This is a genomic window from Brucella tritici, assembly GCF_008932295.1.
Classification (GTDB): Bacteria; Pseudomonadota; Alphaproteobacteria; order Rhizobiales; family Rhizobiaceae; genus Brucella; species Brucella tritici.
In genome coordinates this window covers 55,453-71,319 of record NZ_WBWA01000005.1, presented here as the reverse complement: position 1 = coordinate 71,319, position 15,867 = coordinate 55,453, and the positions used below count along the sequence as shown (strand labels likewise).

Below are 15,867 nucleotides of genomic sequence, written 5' to 3'. Positions count from 1 at the left end.
TTTAATGATCGATACAGAAAGGTTTGCACGTGGCAGAAAAAGGAAGGCCCCGCAGCTTCGACCGCGAAACAGCGCTTCGTGCTGCGATGCTTATATTTTGGGAAAAAGGCTTCGACGGATCGTCGCTGGCCGATCTAACGACGGCTATGGGCATCAATGCGCCAAGCCTCTATGCGGCATTCGGCAGCAAGGAAGAACTCTATCTTCAAGCCCTTACCCTGTACGCTGGTGAAATCGGCGTTGAAATCTGGTCGACACTGGATGAAACGGCTGATGTTCGCGCAGCTTTCGAGCGCTTTCTGCTTGCCACGATAGACGCCTATTGTGAGGAATCCGTGCCGCGGGGCTGCATGATTGCGCTGGATGCGCTGCATCGGACGCAGTCAAGCGACAAGGTTTGCGGCGTGCTGCGCAATCGCCGCCAGACCAATATAGAAACCCTGAAAAAGCGGCTCGAGCGCGGCATTCGTGATGGAGATATTGCTGCATCCGTCAATTGCGGAGCGGTCGCAACCTTTTATGCGACAGTCCAGAACGGCATGTCCATTCTCGCGCGCGATGGCGGAACGCGCCAAGACCTTACAGCAACGGCATTGGGCGCCATGGCTGCCTGGGAGAAACTGGTTTTCCCCAACGCATAATCAGGCAACCAGCCTTAACCTCGGGGTATCATCAAGATATTCCGCCACGAGCGATGCCACGTCGGCGCTTGCGATGATGCGGCGATGCCCAAGGCCATCGGCCCAGTGCACCTTGACATGAGAGCCTGCCTTACCGGCCATTTCCGCGCAGATGGCGGGCACTTCCTTGTCGTCATGCGCATGGATAACCAGCGTTGGAATGGTCATACGCCGCAAATGAACATCGGTGTCGAAATCCGTGATCGGGCGCGCTGCGATATAACGGACTTGTTCCTTCATTGCGTTGCGCACATCACGACCGAGCCCAAGCATTTTGCCGAAACCGTCAAAGACGCCTGCCATGGAGTGCGGGGAAGCAATGGTCACCAGCTTTGCCGGGCGATGTGACTGGTAGCACCCAAGAGAACCCGCTGCGGCATTGACGATGACCGCCCCGCCGAACGAGTGGCCGATCATCGCATCGAACGGGCCATACTGGCGCCACGCAACATCGACGGCGGCGATGGCCTGTATCATGTTGAGGGTGCGGCCTGCCGATGCGCCATGCCCTGGCAGATCGATGGCAACAACCCGTTCGCCACGCGCAACAAGCTCGCGAATGATCGTCATCATATCCGCAGTGCGTGATCCCCAGCCATGGACGACGAGCGACGTTCTTCCCACATAGCTGTCCGGTTCGAACTGATAGGTGGCGATAAGTCCGCGATCTATAATCAGATCGAGCCGCTTTGCCCGGCTGAGTTCGTTGCTCGCCTGTTCAAGCCGCGCGGCATAGGCCTTGGTCTTCGGCTTGCGGCTTGGCGTTCGACAGAAAATCCTGAACGCGGCGCGACCTGCCTTGTCGGCATCAATGCGGCCAAGCACACCCAGACCGAATCGCGTAACCTGCAAAGAAATCGATGTCATGACAGGGCCTCAATTATGTTCAATCCTGAACAAATAATTGTACAAGAATGAACAAAATGCAAGACAAGACTCAAAAACTGCCGTGGGACAATCCACGCTTCAAGAACTGGATTGCTGTTGCGCGTGCCGGCAAAGCGGTGGAACGCGCCCTCGCCCAGGGGCTGTCGGCTTTCGATCTCAAGATCGCCGATCTCGATGTGCTGATGAATATTTATCGTCATCCCGGTGAATCCCAGCATGATCTTGCGCGCCGCATTCTCGTCGGGCGTTCGAACATCACAATGCTGCTACCAAAGCTTGAAAAGCGCGGCTTGCTGGTGCGCGAGGGCGACCCGGCAGACAAGCGTGTGATGCGACTGACGCTAACCGCCAAGGGCGAAAAGCTTCTGGGACATGCGCTGACGATCTATACCGACCTGATCGACCGCGTCATGGCGCAATCGACGAACGCGCAGTGCAACGCGATGGGCGATGTGATGCGCCGCATATCCGAAATGCTGGAGAAAGAATGACCGGCAGGTGGGATCAACGATCCCGCTTCAGGCCTTTTTCGGCAAGCTCATCGAGATAGGTTTGCCACAAGCTGTCCTTCTCCGTGCCGAGCTTGTGAAGATAGGTCCACGAAAACAGGCCGGTATCGTGCATATCGTCGAATGTTATGCGGACGGCGTAATTGCCGACTGGCTCCATCTTCATGATTTCGACATTTCGCTTGCCACCGACCGTTATGCGCTGTTCCGGCGAATGCCCCTGCACTTCTGCCGAAGGCGACAGAACACGCAACAGCTCGGCGGTCAGCTCGAATTTCTGGCCATCGTCGAACGCCACAGTCAGCAGTTTGCGGTCGTGCGAAACACGCAACTCAGTCGGCCAGACCTCACTCATCACCATTCTCCAGCTTGGTTCTTTGTCAGCTTTTGATAGGCCCCGCGTTAAAATATCGCAATAGTCGCGGGTATTATTGAAAGAGCTTCGCGCGCGTGAAACTGGACATTGAGGCTCGCAGATCCTATTTCTAGTCAGATGACGCGGATATTCCTCCGCATCCTGTGGAAACAACGGCTTAATGATGTACACAAACCAAGCCCGGCCACTTGTTTCCCCGACTGGACCCATGATTGATCCTTTCGGGCGTGCCATTACCTATCTTCGCGTTTCAGTGACGGATCGCTGTGATTTCCGCTGCACCTATTGCATGGCGGAACATATGACGTTCCTGCCCAAGAAGGACCTGCTGACGCTTGAGGAACTGGACCGGCTCTGCACCGCCTTTATCGAAAAGGGTGTCAGGAAACTGCGCCTGACCGGTGGCGAACCATTGGTGCGCAAGAATATCATGCACCTGATCCGGCAGCTTTCGCGTCATCTGAAATCAGGTGCGCTGGATGAATTGACTCTCACCACGAACGGATCGCAGCTTTCGCGCTTTGCCGAAGAACTCGCGGAATGCGGGATACGACGTATCAACGTCTCGCTGGATACGCTCGATCCTGAAAAATTTCATCAGATTACCCGCTGGGGCGACCTCGCTCGCGTTCTTGAAGGCATCGAAGCTGCACAGCGTGCCGGCATCAGCGTAAAGATCAATGCGGTCGCGTTGAAGGATTTCAACGACCATGAGATTCCCGAGCTGATCCGCTGGGCGCATGGCCGCGGCATGGATATGACGCTTATCGAAACGATGCCCATGGGCGAAATCGAGTTTGACCGCACCGATCAATATCTGCCGCTCTCGCAGGTGCGCGAGGACCTCTCGCAGCAATTCACGCTATCCGACATTCCTTACCGCACTGGCGGCCCTGCACGCTATGTGACGATTGCCGAAACGGGTGGCCGGCTCGGTTTCATCACGCCGATGACGCATAATTTCTGCGAAAGTTGCAACCGCGTCCGGCTTACCTGCACCGGCATGCTCTATATGTGCCTCGGCCAGAACGATGATGCCGATCTGCGCAAGGCCTTGCGGGAAAGCGAAAGCGACCTGCTGCTCAACCAGGCCATTGATGAAGCTATTTCGCGCAAGCCGAAAGGCCATGATTTCATCATTGACCGCGATCACAATCGCCCTGCGGTCGCTCGCCACATGAGTCTTACCGGCGGCTGAGCCGTTTATACTTAAAAAAGCTGACGGCCTGAAATAATTGTCGCGAGATCGACTTTAAAACGGTATGCAGTTGCATGGCTTAGTGCCTAAACTGGATTCTGTATCGTGCCGCAGTCAGCAAATTTTCGCGCAAGTATTTTCATGCTTCTCGCCATGGGGACCTTTACCATCGGCGATACGATCACAAAATACCTCCTGACCGAGATGAACAGCGGACAGTACATGCTGATCCGAGGCATATTCGCAACGGTTCTGATCGGTTTGCTGGCCTGGCGCCATGGCGCATTGCGCAGTCTTTCGCTAGAAAAGATGACCGTCTTGCGTGTTGCGGGGGAAGTTGTCGCCACAATCACCTATATTTATTCCCTCGGTCATCTCTCACAGGCATTCTGTTCGGCTGTCTTTCAGGCAACGCCGCTCGTCGTCACGCTGGGAGCAGCACTGTTCCTCAAGGAAAAAGTGGGCTGGCGCCGCTGGTCCTGTATTCTTGTCGGCCTTGTCGGGGTTCTCATCATCATCCGACCGGGAACAGATGGCGCTGCAAGCCTTGTTGCCATTGCAGTCCTTCTTGCCAGCGTAGGTTTTGCCGCCACGCGGGACATTGCCACCCGCCGCGTGCCCAAGCACGTACCTACGCTCTTTCTCTCCACCGTGACGTCGATTGCCATAACGCTGACCGGCGGTGCGCTGACCGCTCCTTTAGGCGGGTGGCAGCCCGTTGGAATAACCGTAATTGGTGCTGCAGCCGTCGCGGCAGTTCTCCTTCTCGTCGGATATCACTTCATCATTCTTGCCATGCGCGAGGGTGAGGTGTCGTTCGTGTCACCGTTCCGCTATTCCAGCCTGCTATGGGCAATCGGCCTCAGCACGCTGGTTTTTGGCGAAGCGCCTGACATGTATATGATAGCGGGATCGATTCTGGTGGTCGGGAGCGGCGTCTATATGGTTTATCGCGAGAATGTGCTGAAGAAGCGGGAGCGCAACAAGAGCACGCTTGCGACGATCCCGACCGGCGTGGAACCATCATGATTGCAGGCGCCATCATCGCAGGAGGGCTTTCAAGCCGCATGCAGGAAGGCGGCGTTGCAGGTGACAAATTCCTTCAGCCTCTCGGCAGCACTGGCACCATCATTTCCCACGTCGCCAGAAGGATCAAACCGCAGGTCGACACTCTGGTCATCAATGCGAATAGCGATGATCCCCGCCTGACTGATCTCGGCGTGTCGGTGATCAAGGACCTGCCCACGAAGCATGGCGGTCCGCTGGTCGGCATTCTGACTGCGCTGACGCAGGCGCAGGGAGCCTCGCTGCTGCTGACGACAGCTGCGGATACGCCATTCCTGCCCCACGACCTCACTGGCCGCCTTCTTTCACGTCGGAACGAAACCGGAGCGCGCGTCGTTCTCGCCAGTTCCCGTAACCGGGTCCATCCGATTTTTGGCCTGTGGGAAACTGGGCTGGCCGACGAACTCGCGGCCTGGCTCGCCGGCACCAGCAGGGCCAGCGTCTTCGCATTTGCCGAGCAGATCGGGTTTGAGACCGTCGATTTTCCGCTTGCCTTCGTTGGCGATAGTCCCGAAACATATGATCCGTTCTTCAACATCAACCGGCCCGACGACCTCGTTGCCGCCCGAATACTGGCTGAGGCAATGGAATGAACCAGAAACTGTTCGGCATCACAGGCTGGAAAAACTCCGGCAAGACGACGATGACCGAACGTCTGGTGGCATGTCTTACGGCACGCGGATACCGCATCGCCACCATCAAGCATGCCCATCATAATTTCGATATCGACCATGAAGGCACCGATTCCTGGCGTCATCGAAAGGCCGGAGCAGCAGAGGTGGCTATCGTCTCGTCGCAACGCTACGCAATCATGCACGAAGGCTTGGGCGAGGAAGAACCTTCTCTGTGGGAGATTGCGGCCAAGCTGGCGCCTTGCGATCTGATTCTTGTCGAAGGCTACAAACGCGAGACGCACAAGAAAATCGAACTGCGTCGCGAAGCTGGCCGTGCCGGACCACCGCTCTCGACCGACGATCCTGCCATTGTCGCCATTGCCAGCGACCAGCCCCAACCCGGCGAAAACGTGCCGGTGTTCGGCATTGACGATATCGAGCAAATAGCCGATTTCATCGAAGGTCAGATGGGTCTTTGAGAGATTCTCTATAATTACCCTATTTTACGAAACAATTCCCCATACTCTGGCAAAGCTCTGCTGAAAACGCCGAGAAATCCACCCTTGAGAGACACAATTTAATTACGTAGACCATCTTGCCAATCGTCTCAAAATGGTGGGAATATCGTTGTCAGATTTGATGGTGGGGATGGAAGCGCGAAAAAATATTGCGCATGATCGGCTCAACCATCTATTGGTAGTGGCCGGGGGAAACCACTACCAAACGTGCAATTTAAAGTTTCACGGTCGTGACTACCCCTTAAGCGGCTGAACCAGAAGAAATAATCAGGGAACCAGCCAGAACAAAACGAGAGGACTAAAAATGCGCGTATTCAAGCGTATCGCCGCTGCGGCATCTGTTGCTGCGCTGGCAATCACAATCGGCAGCATGACTGCCGGTGTTGCAAATGCAGAAGAGCAGCTCAAGCTCAAGATCGGCACCGAAGGCGCCTATCCTCCCTTCAACTTCATCAAGCCGGACGGCACCCTCTCGGGCTTCGACGTCGATATTGCCAAGGCGCTTTGCGATGAAATGAAGGCGCAGTGCGAATTCGTCACCCAGGAATGGGACGGCGCCATTCCCGCCCTTCAGGCTGGCAAGTTCGATGCCTTCATCGCCTCCATGTCCATCACGGACGAGCGTAAGAAGCAGGTTGACTTCTCCAACAAATATTACAACACGCCTCCCGGCATTGCCGCTCCGAAGGACACCGACATCAAGGGTGTGACCAAGGAAGACCTCGCTGGCAAAACCATTGGCGTTCAGGTTTCCACGACGCACGCCAACTATTCGGAAAAGACCTTTACCGACAGCACGATCAAGGCTTATCCGACCGCTGAGGAATATCGTCTCGATCTCGCCAATGGTCGCCTCGACGCCGTCAACGACGATAGCGTGACGCTGGCCGAATGGCTGAAGACGCCTGATGGCGCATGCTGCAAGATGGTCGGCACCTTCCCGCCGGTTATCGAAATCCATGGTCCGGGCGCTGGCGTTGCGTTCAAGAAGGGCCGTCCGGAGCTGGTTGAAAAGTTCAACGCGGCCATCAAGGCGATCCGCGCGAACGGCAAGTACAAGGAAGTCAACGACAAGTACTTTGACTTCGATGCTTACGGCGCCGAAAATTAATCAAAACTGACACCTATGCGCCGGTTTGCTTTCCCGCAAATCGGCGCAAAACATTTGTACGGGCATGCCGCACAAAGCCTTGCCGGGCCAGTTCTCGCAGGCGATAAAAAGATAGGCAAATGCCTTAAGGAAAAAGAATAGGCGCATGGAACACTACGCCACTTTGTTGAGTTTCGGTCCCGACGGTTGGGGCGCAAGTATTGCCTGGGGCCTTCTGGTTACCGTCTCGCTGGCTCTCGCTACACTTCCCGTCGGTCTTGCTTTGGGTTTTCTGGTTGCCATCGGCAAACAATCCAGCGAACCATCGATTAGGCTCGCTTCAAACATTTACACCACGATCTTCCGTGGCTTGCCCGAGCTTCTAACCCTCTTTCTCGTTTATTTCGGCGCATCGCTCGGCCTTCAGCGGCTTTTGAGTCTGTTTGGTATTGAGGCCAATGTCGAAATCAATGCGTTCGGCGCGGGTATGGTCGCGCTGGGTTTCGTCTTCTCGTCCTATTCGAGCGAGGTCTTCCTTTCGGCATTCCGTGCGATCCCGCGCGGGCAATATGAAGGCGGATATGCGGTTGGCCTGTCGCACTGGCAGACCATGCGCAAGGTCATCCTGCCCCAATTGATCCGCATCGCCCTGCCCGGCCTTGCCAATCTGTGGCTTGTTTTGCTCAAGGATACGTCGCTGGTTTCGGTCATCACTTTGTCCGATATTCTGCGGCAGACCTCCATTGCGGCACGTGTGACCAAGGAACCGTTTCTGTTCTTCGGCATAGCCTGCCTGCTCTATCTGGTTCTCGCAATCATCTCCTCCTACTTCATCGATCGCATTGCCCGCTGGGCCGATGCGGGCGCCAACCGTTCGCGAGGTGCATGATATGAGCCAGACGGTCTCCAATACGACTATTCCCGCTATGGCTCCGCCGCCAGTGGTCAGGCAATGGACGCGGATGCGCGTTGCCGGCCATATCATCGTCGCTCTCTGGTTTCTTCTGTTCGCTGGCCTTGCGATCTATCTCTACAATGCATGGCGTATCGATCTGTTTGAAACCTATGGACCACGCTATTGGTCCGGGCTTCTGATAACGCTGAAACTGGTTGCCGTATCGATTGTCATAGGCGCCCTGCTCTCGCTGCCCATCACGGCTGCGCGCATGTCCAATAATCGGTGGCTGCGCGGAATAGCTTTCGGCTATGTCTATTTCTTCCGCGGCACGCCGCTGCTGGCGCAGACATTCCTTATCTATTACGGCTTTGGCACTTTCCGTCCGTTTCTTGAAAGCATCGGGCTCTGGGTGTTTTTCCGCGATGCGTGGAACTGCGCCATTCTGGCGTTTTCGCTCAACACGGCAGCCTATCAGGCTGAAATCCTGCGCGGCGCTATCCAGAGCGTGGCTCAGGGCCAATGGGAAGGTGCTGCGGCACTTGGTATTTCCAAGCGCGTAACCTTCTGGAAGGTTATTCTTCCGCAGGCACTTATCGTGGCATTGCGTCCTTACGGCAATGAAATCATCCTGATGATCAAGGGATCGGCTATCGTGGCTATCATCACCGTGCTTGATCTGATGGGTGAAACGCGCCGTGCCTATTCTCGGACATTCGACTTCCAGACTTATCTCTGGGCTGCGGTCATCTATTTGCTGATCGTAGAATGCCTGCGGCACATCTGGGACTTTCTTGAGCGACGCCTCACCCGGCATCTCGTTCGCTAAAGCATGTCGCAGCTAAATGGATTCATTTAGCGTTCGCGAACATGCGGCAATTAAAAGAATCTAGAGCGAGCGCTATGAATTCCATTAAACGCAACGCGCTCTAGAAATCCCTGAACCGCAAAAACTCGAAATATCGCCCTCGGCAGCCTTGCGGCTTCCGGGGGCGATCTGTTTAGAATGCAGCTTCCAACAGTAATGTAACAGGTTGAGTCATGCTGAAAATCTGGGGTCGTATCAATTCCACCAATGTGAAGAAGGCGCTCTGGACAGCGCGCGAACTTAATCTCGACTATGAACAGATCGATGTCGGCGGCCAGTTCGGCGGACTGAAAGACCCGGCCTACCTTGCCCGCAATCCGAATGGGCTGATCCCCTTGCTGGAAGATGGCGGCACAGTGCTGTGGGAATCCAACACCATCACGCGTTATCTTGCAGCAGCTTACGGCAAGGAGACGCTGTGGATCGAAGACGCGGCCAAGCGTGCGCAGGCCGAAAAGTGGATGGATTGGGCGTCCTCATCCTTCTACACCAATTTCAGCAACGTGATGAAACACTTGATCCGATTGCCAGAAGCCGAACGCAATCCAGCCCTTCTGGAACAAAGTCTTCAGGGTCTTGCGCAATCGATGCAGATTGCCAATGAAGGCTTGAAGGAAGCGCCGTGGTTTTCGGGCGAGAACTTCGGTATCGGCGATATTCCCACCGGATGCTATGCCTATGCCTGGTTTGAGTTTCCGATTGAGCGCCCTTCTCTTCCGCACCTTGAAGACTGGTATGGCCGTCTCAAGCAGCGCCCAGCCTATCAGGCGGCCGTTATGACGCCTCTCACCTGATTTTAGAATTATCCAGAGGAATGAACGAATGACGACACCCGCTAAAGTCTCCTTTCTGGGCCTGGGTGTCATGGGATATCCCATGGCAGCCCACCTCAAGAACAAGGGCGGTCACGATGTCACGGTTTATAACCGTACGACGGCAAAGGCCGAAAAATGGGCCAAGGAATTCGGTGGCAGCTTTGCCGCGACACCTGCCGAAGCCGTGCGCGATGCAGACTTTGTCTTCGCCTGCGTTGGCAATGACGACGATCTCCGTTCTGTGACCATCGGCCCGGATGGCGCCTTCTCAACCATGAAGAAGGACGCGATTTTCATCGACAACACGACCGCATCTGCGGAAGTCGCTCGCGAACTGGATGCCGAAGCGCAAAAGCTCGGTTTCCATTTCATCGACGCCCCCGTCTCCGGCGGACAGGCTGGCGCTGAGAACGGTGTGCTGACTGTCATGGTCGGCGCACCGGAAGCCGTGTTTGAGCGTGCCCGGCCAATTATCGATGCTTATGCGCGCATGGTTGGCCTCATGGGGCCGGTCGGCTCCGGCCAGCTTTCCAAGATGGTCAACCAGATTTGCATTGCCGGTCTCGTTCAGGGGCTGGCCGAAGGTATTCACTTCGGCAAGAAAGCCGGCCTCGACATCGAAAAACTGATTTCGGTGATCTCGAAAGGCGCGGCTGGCTCGTGGCAGATGGAAAACCGGTCCGGCACCATGAATCAGGGCAAATATGATTTCGGCTTTGCCGTTGACTGGATGCGCAAGGACCTTGGCATCTGCCTGGAGGAAGCCGACCGTAATGGCGCGCTTCTGCCTGTCACAGCGCTTGTGGATCAGTTCTATAAAGAAGTGCAGAAGATTGGCGGCAAACGCTGGGATACGTCTTCATTGCTCGCGCGTCTGGAACAGTGATCAACACACCTTCCCAAACAAAAAAGCCCGGCATCGATGCCGGGCTTTTTTATTAGTATCCTAAGCTTAGAACTTCACTTTGGCAGTCAGCGAAAGCGCACCGACGAAATCGTTGCCGAATTCGCCCTTGGAACCGGTCGGGCTCGATTTACCGGCGACGACGGTGTCGTCGAGCTCACCCGAGGAAAGCCAGCCAGCAGCGCCAGCCAGACGTACCTCAAATTGATCGTTCGGCTTGTAATTCGTGCCCAGACCAAAGAGCCAGATATCTGTCTGGGAAGTCAGGCCCGTGCTGGTGCCGCGATCCCAGGTAACAGTTGCAGCAGTCGACCACTGGTCATTGAACTTGTGCCCAACACCACCGCTCACTGTCCAGCCATCTTGATAATATAGGTTCAAGCTGGTGATTTTTGTCCCCTGCGGAGCGACTTTGCTATCAGCGGACACGAAGTCCACCGATTCAATGCTGGACCAATCAGTCCACTTCACCGAACCAAATGCGAGCCAGTCAGGAGCAATACCGGTCTGAAACTTGAATTCCACCGACTGAGGTGTCGCGACGTCACTTTCGACATTAATTGGTATGCCGCGACCCGTGAGCGGATTGAGTGCGAGATTATCAATCGTGCCTTCGAGATCGTATTTGACCTTTGACTGATAGACGAGCGTGGCACGCATTGCATATTCAGGAATTTCATAGGCCGCACCAAGGCGCCAACCTACAGCCTCGTCTTCAACATCCAGCGACGCAATGCGAAACGAGCCGCCGAAAGCGGAACCGGGAGGAACCATCTTGGTCTGCTCCCCTTTGAGCTCCTGATAGCTTACGCCGCCGAGAATACGGAAATAGCTTTTTTCACCAGCCGCAAAACGATACGAACAATTCACGCCGTAGTCGTTCGAAGAAATCTTCTGCTCGATAGCCGTGAACATACGAACGGTGCTGGTGCCAACATCGGTTTCGATACCCCAAGGTTGGCGATATTGCGCCGCGCAGGCAAGATCGTCAGTCAGGTCGAACTTTGCAGAAGCTTTAGGAACCCAGTAGCTTTTGGCCTCATCTACTTCTGTTTCATACGGCTGTCGGGTAATTGGGTTAATCCCACCTGTGCCTCTGGGCGGAGGAGCATCTCCAATCGCTGAACCGTGAATGTTCTTCAGCTTGCGCTGTGGCGCTACGAAGGTACCGCCAGCTTCGACTGCATTGCCTTTTTCGAAAAGAATATCGAAATCCTGTGAGCTGCGCTCGAAGCCACCTGCATTGGCGGCAACCGCGCTCCCGAGGAGAGCTGCGATCATTCCTGCCATTTTCACGCGCTGTACACTCATAAATGTCCTCCCACAGAGCATCAGTATTAACGTTGACGAAAACGTAAATCAGGAAGGATTCAGGCCGCAAGACCCACTAACTTGGATTAGCACCGTCGGATTTTCGACACATCCGTCGAAAATGGCTAAAACATCAAGTACCTCACCATTTCATTAGAGGAATTCAACCAAGCACATGGCGAAACATGCCTAAATTGGCCCTTTTTCGGCCCATTTTTCGCCTTGTTGCGAAAGCGCAACATTGCGGAAAAACAATCGAAATTGGAGTTCGATCAAACGCTCCAGCCATTGAAACGCTCCGAAGTTCTATCATTGTGCATAAAAAACACCCGGTCGTGAAATGCACGCGGCCGGGTGTTTGATTCGGAAGCAGGACGCTTTCTGACGTTAGGTCAAATCAGCCTGCATCACGTATGCGTGACTCAGCAGTTGCCACACGCTGCGCCGCTTCTTTGAGCTCGATCAGTCGTTCACGCTCTGCTTCAACGACTTCTTCGCGCGCATTTGCAACGAATTTCTCGTTGGAGAGCTTCTTCTCGATACGGTCCATTTCGGCGGCAATCTTGCCAGCTTCCTTGGCGAGGCGTGCAGATTCGGCCTTGAGGTCGATCAGATTGCCGAGCGGGATACAAATGGTCGCCTCACCCAGCAGCATCTGTGCCGAGCCCTTGGGCGCCTGCGCTTCAAACGAAACACTTTCGACGCGCGCAAGACGTTTGATCGCTGCGTCGTGACGGGCAAAACGATCAACGCTTGCCGCATTGGCATCCAGTACGACAACCGGAGCAATTGCACCTGCCGGAACGTTCATTTCTGCGCGAACCGAACGAATTCCGGTGACGAGATCAACCAGCCAGTTGATATCGGTCGCTGCTTCCTCGTCCTCGAACGACAGTTCCGGCCAGGCTGCAAGCGCCAGCACCGTATCGCGCGTCTGCCCCTCGCCTGCGGTCAAGGTCCAGAGCTCTTCCGTCATGAAAGGCATGAAGGGATGCAGGAGCTTGTAGATCTGATCGAGGCAATAAGCTGCCGTGGCCTGAGCTTCAGCCTTCGCAGCCTCATCGTCACCCATGAATATCGGCTTCAGCAATTCCAGATACCAATCGCAGAACTGGTTCCAGACAAAGCGGTAGGCAGCGCCCGCAGCTTCGTTGAAGCGGTAGGCGTCGATGCCTTCAGTGACGGCGCGCGTTGCCTTGGTCAGCTCCGTCAGAATCCAGCGATTGACGGCAAGCTTGGCGTTTTCCGGCTTGAAACCAGCGTCGAGCTTCACGCCATTCATCTGGGCAAAGCGCGTCGCGTTCCAGAGCTTGGTGCCGAAATTGCGATAACCCGCAATACGCGCCGGATCGAGCTTAACGTCACGGCCCTGTGCAGCCATGATTGCAAGGGTGAACCGCAGCGCGTCGGCGCCATACTCATCCATCAGCTCCAGCGGATCGATGACGTTGCCCTTCGACTTCGACATTTTCGCGCCGTGCTTGTCGCGAACCAGAGCATGCAAATAGACCGTGTGGAACGGGATCTCCTCCATGAAATGGAGGCCCATCATCATCATGCGGGCGACCCAGAAGAACAGAATGTCGAAACCCGTAACCAGAACGCTGGTTGGATAATAGGTTGCAAGTTCCGGCGTCTTGTCCGGCCAGCCGAGCGTCGAAAACGGCCATAGTGCCGATGAGAACCATGTGTCGAGAACGTCGGTATCACGCTCCAGTACAACATCTTCGCCATAGTGAGCGCGTGCGGAAGCCTTTGCTTCCTCTTCGCTCTTTTCGACGAAGCATTTGCCGTCCGGGCCGTACCAGGCCGGAATCTGGTGTCCCCACCAGAGCTGGCGCGAGACACACCACGGCTGAATGTTTTCCATCCAGTCGAAATATGTCTTTTCCCAGTTCTTCGGGACGATCTGCGTGGTGCCGTTGCGAACAGCCGCCATTGCAGGCTTGGCAAGTTCGGCAGCGTTTACATACCACTGGTCGGTTAGATAAGGTTCGATCGGAACGCCGCCGCGATCACCATGCGGAACGGCATGCGTATGATCCTCGATCTTTTCCAAGTAGCCGCGTTCGTCCATCAATTCGACGATGCGCTTGCGAACAGCAAAGCGATCCTGACCGTCCAGCTCGGCGATAAGCGCCTTGAGCTCCGGCGTCAGCTGGAGACCTTCGAGGAAATCATTATTGTCCTTGAGGGTAACTGCCGCCGCAGGCGTCAGAATATTGATGGCGCGCAGATCATTGCGCTTGCCGACCTCGAAATCGTTGAAGTCATGCGCAGGCGTGATCTTGACGGCGCCGGAACCGGCTTCCGGATCAGCATAATCGTCGGCAACAATCGGAATATGACGACCGACAAGCGGCAGCACGACGTCATTTCCAACCAGAGCGTGGTAGCGTTCATCCTTCGGATTGACCGCAACACCTGTATCGCCCAGCATGGTTTCCGGACGGGTCGTCGCAACGACGATATAGGTATGCGGGTTTTCCGGATCGAACGGGACATTTTCAAGCGGATAACGGAAATGCCAGAGATGGCCTTTCGTTTCACGCGACTCCACCTCAATGTCGGAAATCGCCGTCAGCAGCTTCGGGTCCCAGTTAACCAGGCGCTTGTCGCGATAGATGAGATTCTGCTTGTAGAGCGAAACGAAAACTTCCAGAACCGCGCGCGACAGCCCTTCGTCCATGGTGAAGCGCTCGCGCGACCAGTCGCACGAGGCACCAAGACGGCGGAGCTGGTTGGAAATCATGCCGCCGGATTCAGCCTTCCACTGCCAGATCCGTTCGATGAACTTCTCACGGCCCATGGCATGACGGTTTGGTTCCTGCCGTTCAGCCAGCTGGCGCTCGACAACCATCTGCGTTGCAATGCCCGCATGGTCCATGCCCGGCTGCCACAGCACGTTCTTGCCGCGCATGCGCTCGAAGCGAACCATGATGTCCTGGATCGTGTTGTTGAGCGCGTGGCCCATATGCAGCGATCCGGTAACGTTCGGCGGCGGAATGACCACAGCGAACGGATCAGCTCCCGGCTTCGCGCCCGCACCCGCCTTGAATGCACCCGCTTCTTCCCAGCGTTCAGCAATTTTCGGCTCTATCGCCGCGGCGTCATAGGTCTTCTCAAGCATGGAATTATCCGGTCTTTATGCGCGATGAATGGATTGAAGGCTCAATAGCAACTAACAGCAGACAAATCACTTTAAAAGTGATTGTGCCCCCTGCGGCCACTTTAAAAGTGAAAACCCGCCTGTTGCACAGACGGGTAACACTTCAACAGATCGGCTTATGCCGCTTATCGTTCGCCGCGAACCACGCGCTCGATTTCTTCCCGAACAAGTCGCTCAACAAGCGTCGGCAGATTATTGTCGAGCCAGTCCTGCAACATCGGGCGCAGAAGTTCCGCTGCTATATCGTCAAACGAACGGCGCGGTTCGGCCCGAACTGCGTGATTCAAGTCCTGAAATGCTGCTGCGACCTGACGTTCGGCGATCTGGGACAACATATGGGCAGCAGGCTGCATCTTTGCAACGGGCTCCGCAATCGGCGCTATGGTCTCGGGCTGAACCGAAGCCTCCGGCTCGGCGGCAGCGGGTTCCAGTTCCATTTCTGCATCAAGTTCAGGTTCGAGCAGTTCGTCAACTGCTTCGGCAATCCCGGCTTCGACCGAAAGGTCGATTTCATCCAGCGATATATCCGCCTCATCTGACTGCTCCAGGAGTGAAGTAGCCTTGGCGTGGGAATGATCATCGTTCCCGGCATCCAGGATGACTTCGTCCTCGTCATCGGCTTCGATTTCCGGTTCAGGCGCTACCTGTGACGGCTCGCTGATGGGGCCGCGCAATATCGGCTCTTCCTGGAACACATTGCGCATCATTGCTGGCTTTTCAGGCTGGGCAACGGGCTGCCCGGTGACTGGGCGACGGAATTCCGCAACCTCTCCACGAACTGGAGATGCCGCCGCGACCGGTGCTGGCTGCCGGGTGACATCGCTATCTTCAATGATCCTGCGGATGGAAGCGAGAATCTCTTCCATCGACGGTTCACGTGCTGCGCTGGATGTCTGTGCCATGGCTACTATCCGCTTTCCTGTATTGCGACATTGTCTGCAAAAGACAGAGAATCAATGGATTAAGG

Annotated in this window: 16 protein-coding genes; 11 read left to right on the top strand and 5 right to left on the bottom strand. The window is 55.5% G+C overall.

What is annotated here, in order from left to right:
- The first annotated feature begins 29 nt into the window (after positions 1 to 29).
- Positions 30 to 641 carry a TetR/AcrR family transcriptional regulator gene (locus F9K91_RS07255; protein ID WP_151554999.1) on the top strand — a complete coding sequence of 204 codons (612 nt, stop codon included), beginning with the start codon at positions 30 to 32 and terminating at the stop codon, positions 639 to 641.
- Here the strand turns inward: F9K91_RS07255 and F9K91_RS07250 are convergent, their stop codons facing one another.
- On the bottom strand, positions 642 to 1,547 hold the full coding sequence (locus F9K91_RS07250; RefSeq protein ID WP_151555000.1) for an alpha/beta fold hydrolase: 906 nt from the start codon (positions 1,545 to 1,547) through the stop codon (positions 642 to 644). It abuts the gene before it with no gap.
- Positions 1,548 to 1,594: 47 nt separating this feature from the next.
- Here F9K91_RS07250 and F9K91_RS07245 point away from each other — a divergent pair, with 47 nt between their 5' ends.
- Positions 1,595 to 2,059: a MarR family winged helix-turn-helix transcriptional regulator gene (locus F9K91_RS07245; RefSeq protein WP_061346363.1), complete on the top strand. Its 465-nt coding sequence runs from the start codon at positions 1,595 to 1,597 to the stop codon at positions 2,057 to 2,059.
- 13 nt (positions 2,060 to 2,072) lie between these two features.
- On the opposite strand, the gene F9K91_RS07240 is transcribed toward F9K91_RS07245, so the two are convergent.
- Positions 2,073 to 2,432 carry a gamma-butyrobetaine hydroxylase family protein gene (locus tag F9K91_RS07240; RefSeq protein ID WP_061346364.1) on the bottom strand — a complete coding sequence of 120 codons (360 nt, stop codon included), beginning with the start codon at positions 2,430 to 2,432 and terminating at the stop codon, positions 2,073 to 2,075.
- A gap of 229 nt (positions 2,433 to 2,661) precedes the next feature.
- Here F9K91_RS07240 and moaA point away from each other — a divergent pair, with 229 nt between their 5' ends.
- The 9 genes from moaA (at position 2,662) to F9K91_RS07195 (ending at position 10,402) form a co-directional block, all read left to right on the top strand.
- Positions 2,662 to 3,651: a GTP 3',8-cyclase MoaA gene (gene moaA, locus F9K91_RS07235; RefSeq protein ID WP_235912810.1), complete on the top strand. Its 990-nt coding sequence runs from the start codon at positions 2,662 to 2,664 to the stop codon at positions 3,649 to 3,651.
- A 141-nt stretch (positions 3,652 to 3,792) separates the two neighbouring features.
- Positions 3,793 to 4,680 carry a DMT family transporter gene (locus F9K91_RS07230; protein WP_151555032.1) on the top strand — a complete coding sequence of 296 codons (888 nt, stop codon included), beginning with the start codon at positions 3,793 to 3,795 and terminating at the stop codon, positions 4,678 to 4,680.
- On the top strand, positions 4,677 to 5,309 hold the full coding sequence (gene mobA, locus F9K91_RS07225; RefSeq protein WP_151555001.1) for a molybdenum cofactor guanylyltransferase: 633 nt from the start codon (positions 4,677 to 4,679) through the stop codon (positions 5,307 to 5,309). Before F9K91_RS07230 ends, mobA begins: the two co-directional genes overlap by 4 nt.
- Complete coding sequence (gene mobB, locus F9K91_RS07220) at positions 5,306 to 5,809, top strand: molybdopterin-guanine dinucleotide biosynthesis protein B (RefSeq protein WP_151555002.1); 504 nt, start codon at positions 5,306 to 5,308, stop codon at positions 5,807 to 5,809. The genes mobA and mobB overlap by 4 nt, the downstream gene beginning before the upstream one ends.
- A gap of 343 nt (positions 5,810 to 6,152) precedes the next feature.
- The gene (locus F9K91_RS07215) at positions 6,153 to 6,959 is read left to right on the top strand and encodes an ABC transporter substrate-binding protein (protein ID WP_109988200.1); all 807 of its coding nucleotides are present in this window, start codon (positions 6,153 to 6,155) and stop codon (positions 6,957 to 6,959) included.
- Positions 6,960 to 7,104: 145 nt separating this feature from the next.
- Positions 7,105 to 7,827: an ABC transporter permease gene (locus F9K91_RS07210; RefSeq protein ID WP_061346370.1), complete on the top strand. Its 723-nt coding sequence runs from the start codon at positions 7,105 to 7,107 to the stop codon at positions 7,825 to 7,827.
- A gap of 1 nt (position 7,828) precedes the next feature.
- Complete coding sequence (locus F9K91_RS07205; protein WP_151555003.1) at positions 7,829 to 8,662, top strand: ABC transporter permease; 834 nt, start codon at positions 7,829 to 7,831, stop codon at positions 8,660 to 8,662.
- Positions 8,663 to 8,874: 212 nt separating this feature from the next.
- Positions 8,875 to 9,495, top strand: coding sequence for a glutathione S-transferase family protein (locus F9K91_RS07200; RefSeq protein ID WP_151555004.1), 621 nt, complete (start codon positions 8,875 to 8,877; stop codon positions 9,493 to 9,495).
- A 28-nt stretch (positions 9,496 to 9,523) separates the two neighbouring features.
- Positions 9,524 to 10,402, top strand: a complete 879-nt coding sequence (locus tag F9K91_RS07195; RefSeq protein WP_151555005.1) for an NAD(P)-dependent oxidoreductase — start codon at positions 9,524 to 9,526, stop codon at positions 10,400 to 10,402.
- Positions 10,403 to 10,468: 66 nt separating this feature from the next.
- Here F9K91_RS07195 and F9K91_RS07190 read toward each other — a convergent pair whose 3' ends face one another.
- From F9K91_RS07190 to F9K91_RS07180, 3 genes are all read right to left on the bottom strand, one after another.
- Complete coding sequence (locus F9K91_RS07190) at positions 10,469 to 11,701, bottom strand: OmpP1/FadL family transporter (protein WP_268878387.1); 1,233 nt, start codon at positions 11,699 to 11,701, stop codon at positions 10,469 to 10,471.
- Between the two features lie 427 nt (positions 11,702 to 12,128).
- On the bottom strand, positions 12,129 to 14,861 hold the full coding sequence (locus F9K91_RS07185; RefSeq protein ID WP_151555006.1) for a valine--tRNA ligase: 2,733 nt from the start codon (positions 14,859 to 14,861) through the stop codon (positions 12,129 to 12,131).
- Positions 14,862 to 15,025: 164 nt separating this feature from the next.
- Positions 15,026 to 15,802, bottom strand: coding sequence for a PopZ family protein (locus F9K91_RS07180; RefSeq protein ID WP_151555007.1), 777 nt, complete (start codon positions 15,800 to 15,802; stop codon positions 15,026 to 15,028).
- Positions 15,803 to 15,867 lie beyond the last annotated feature (65 nt).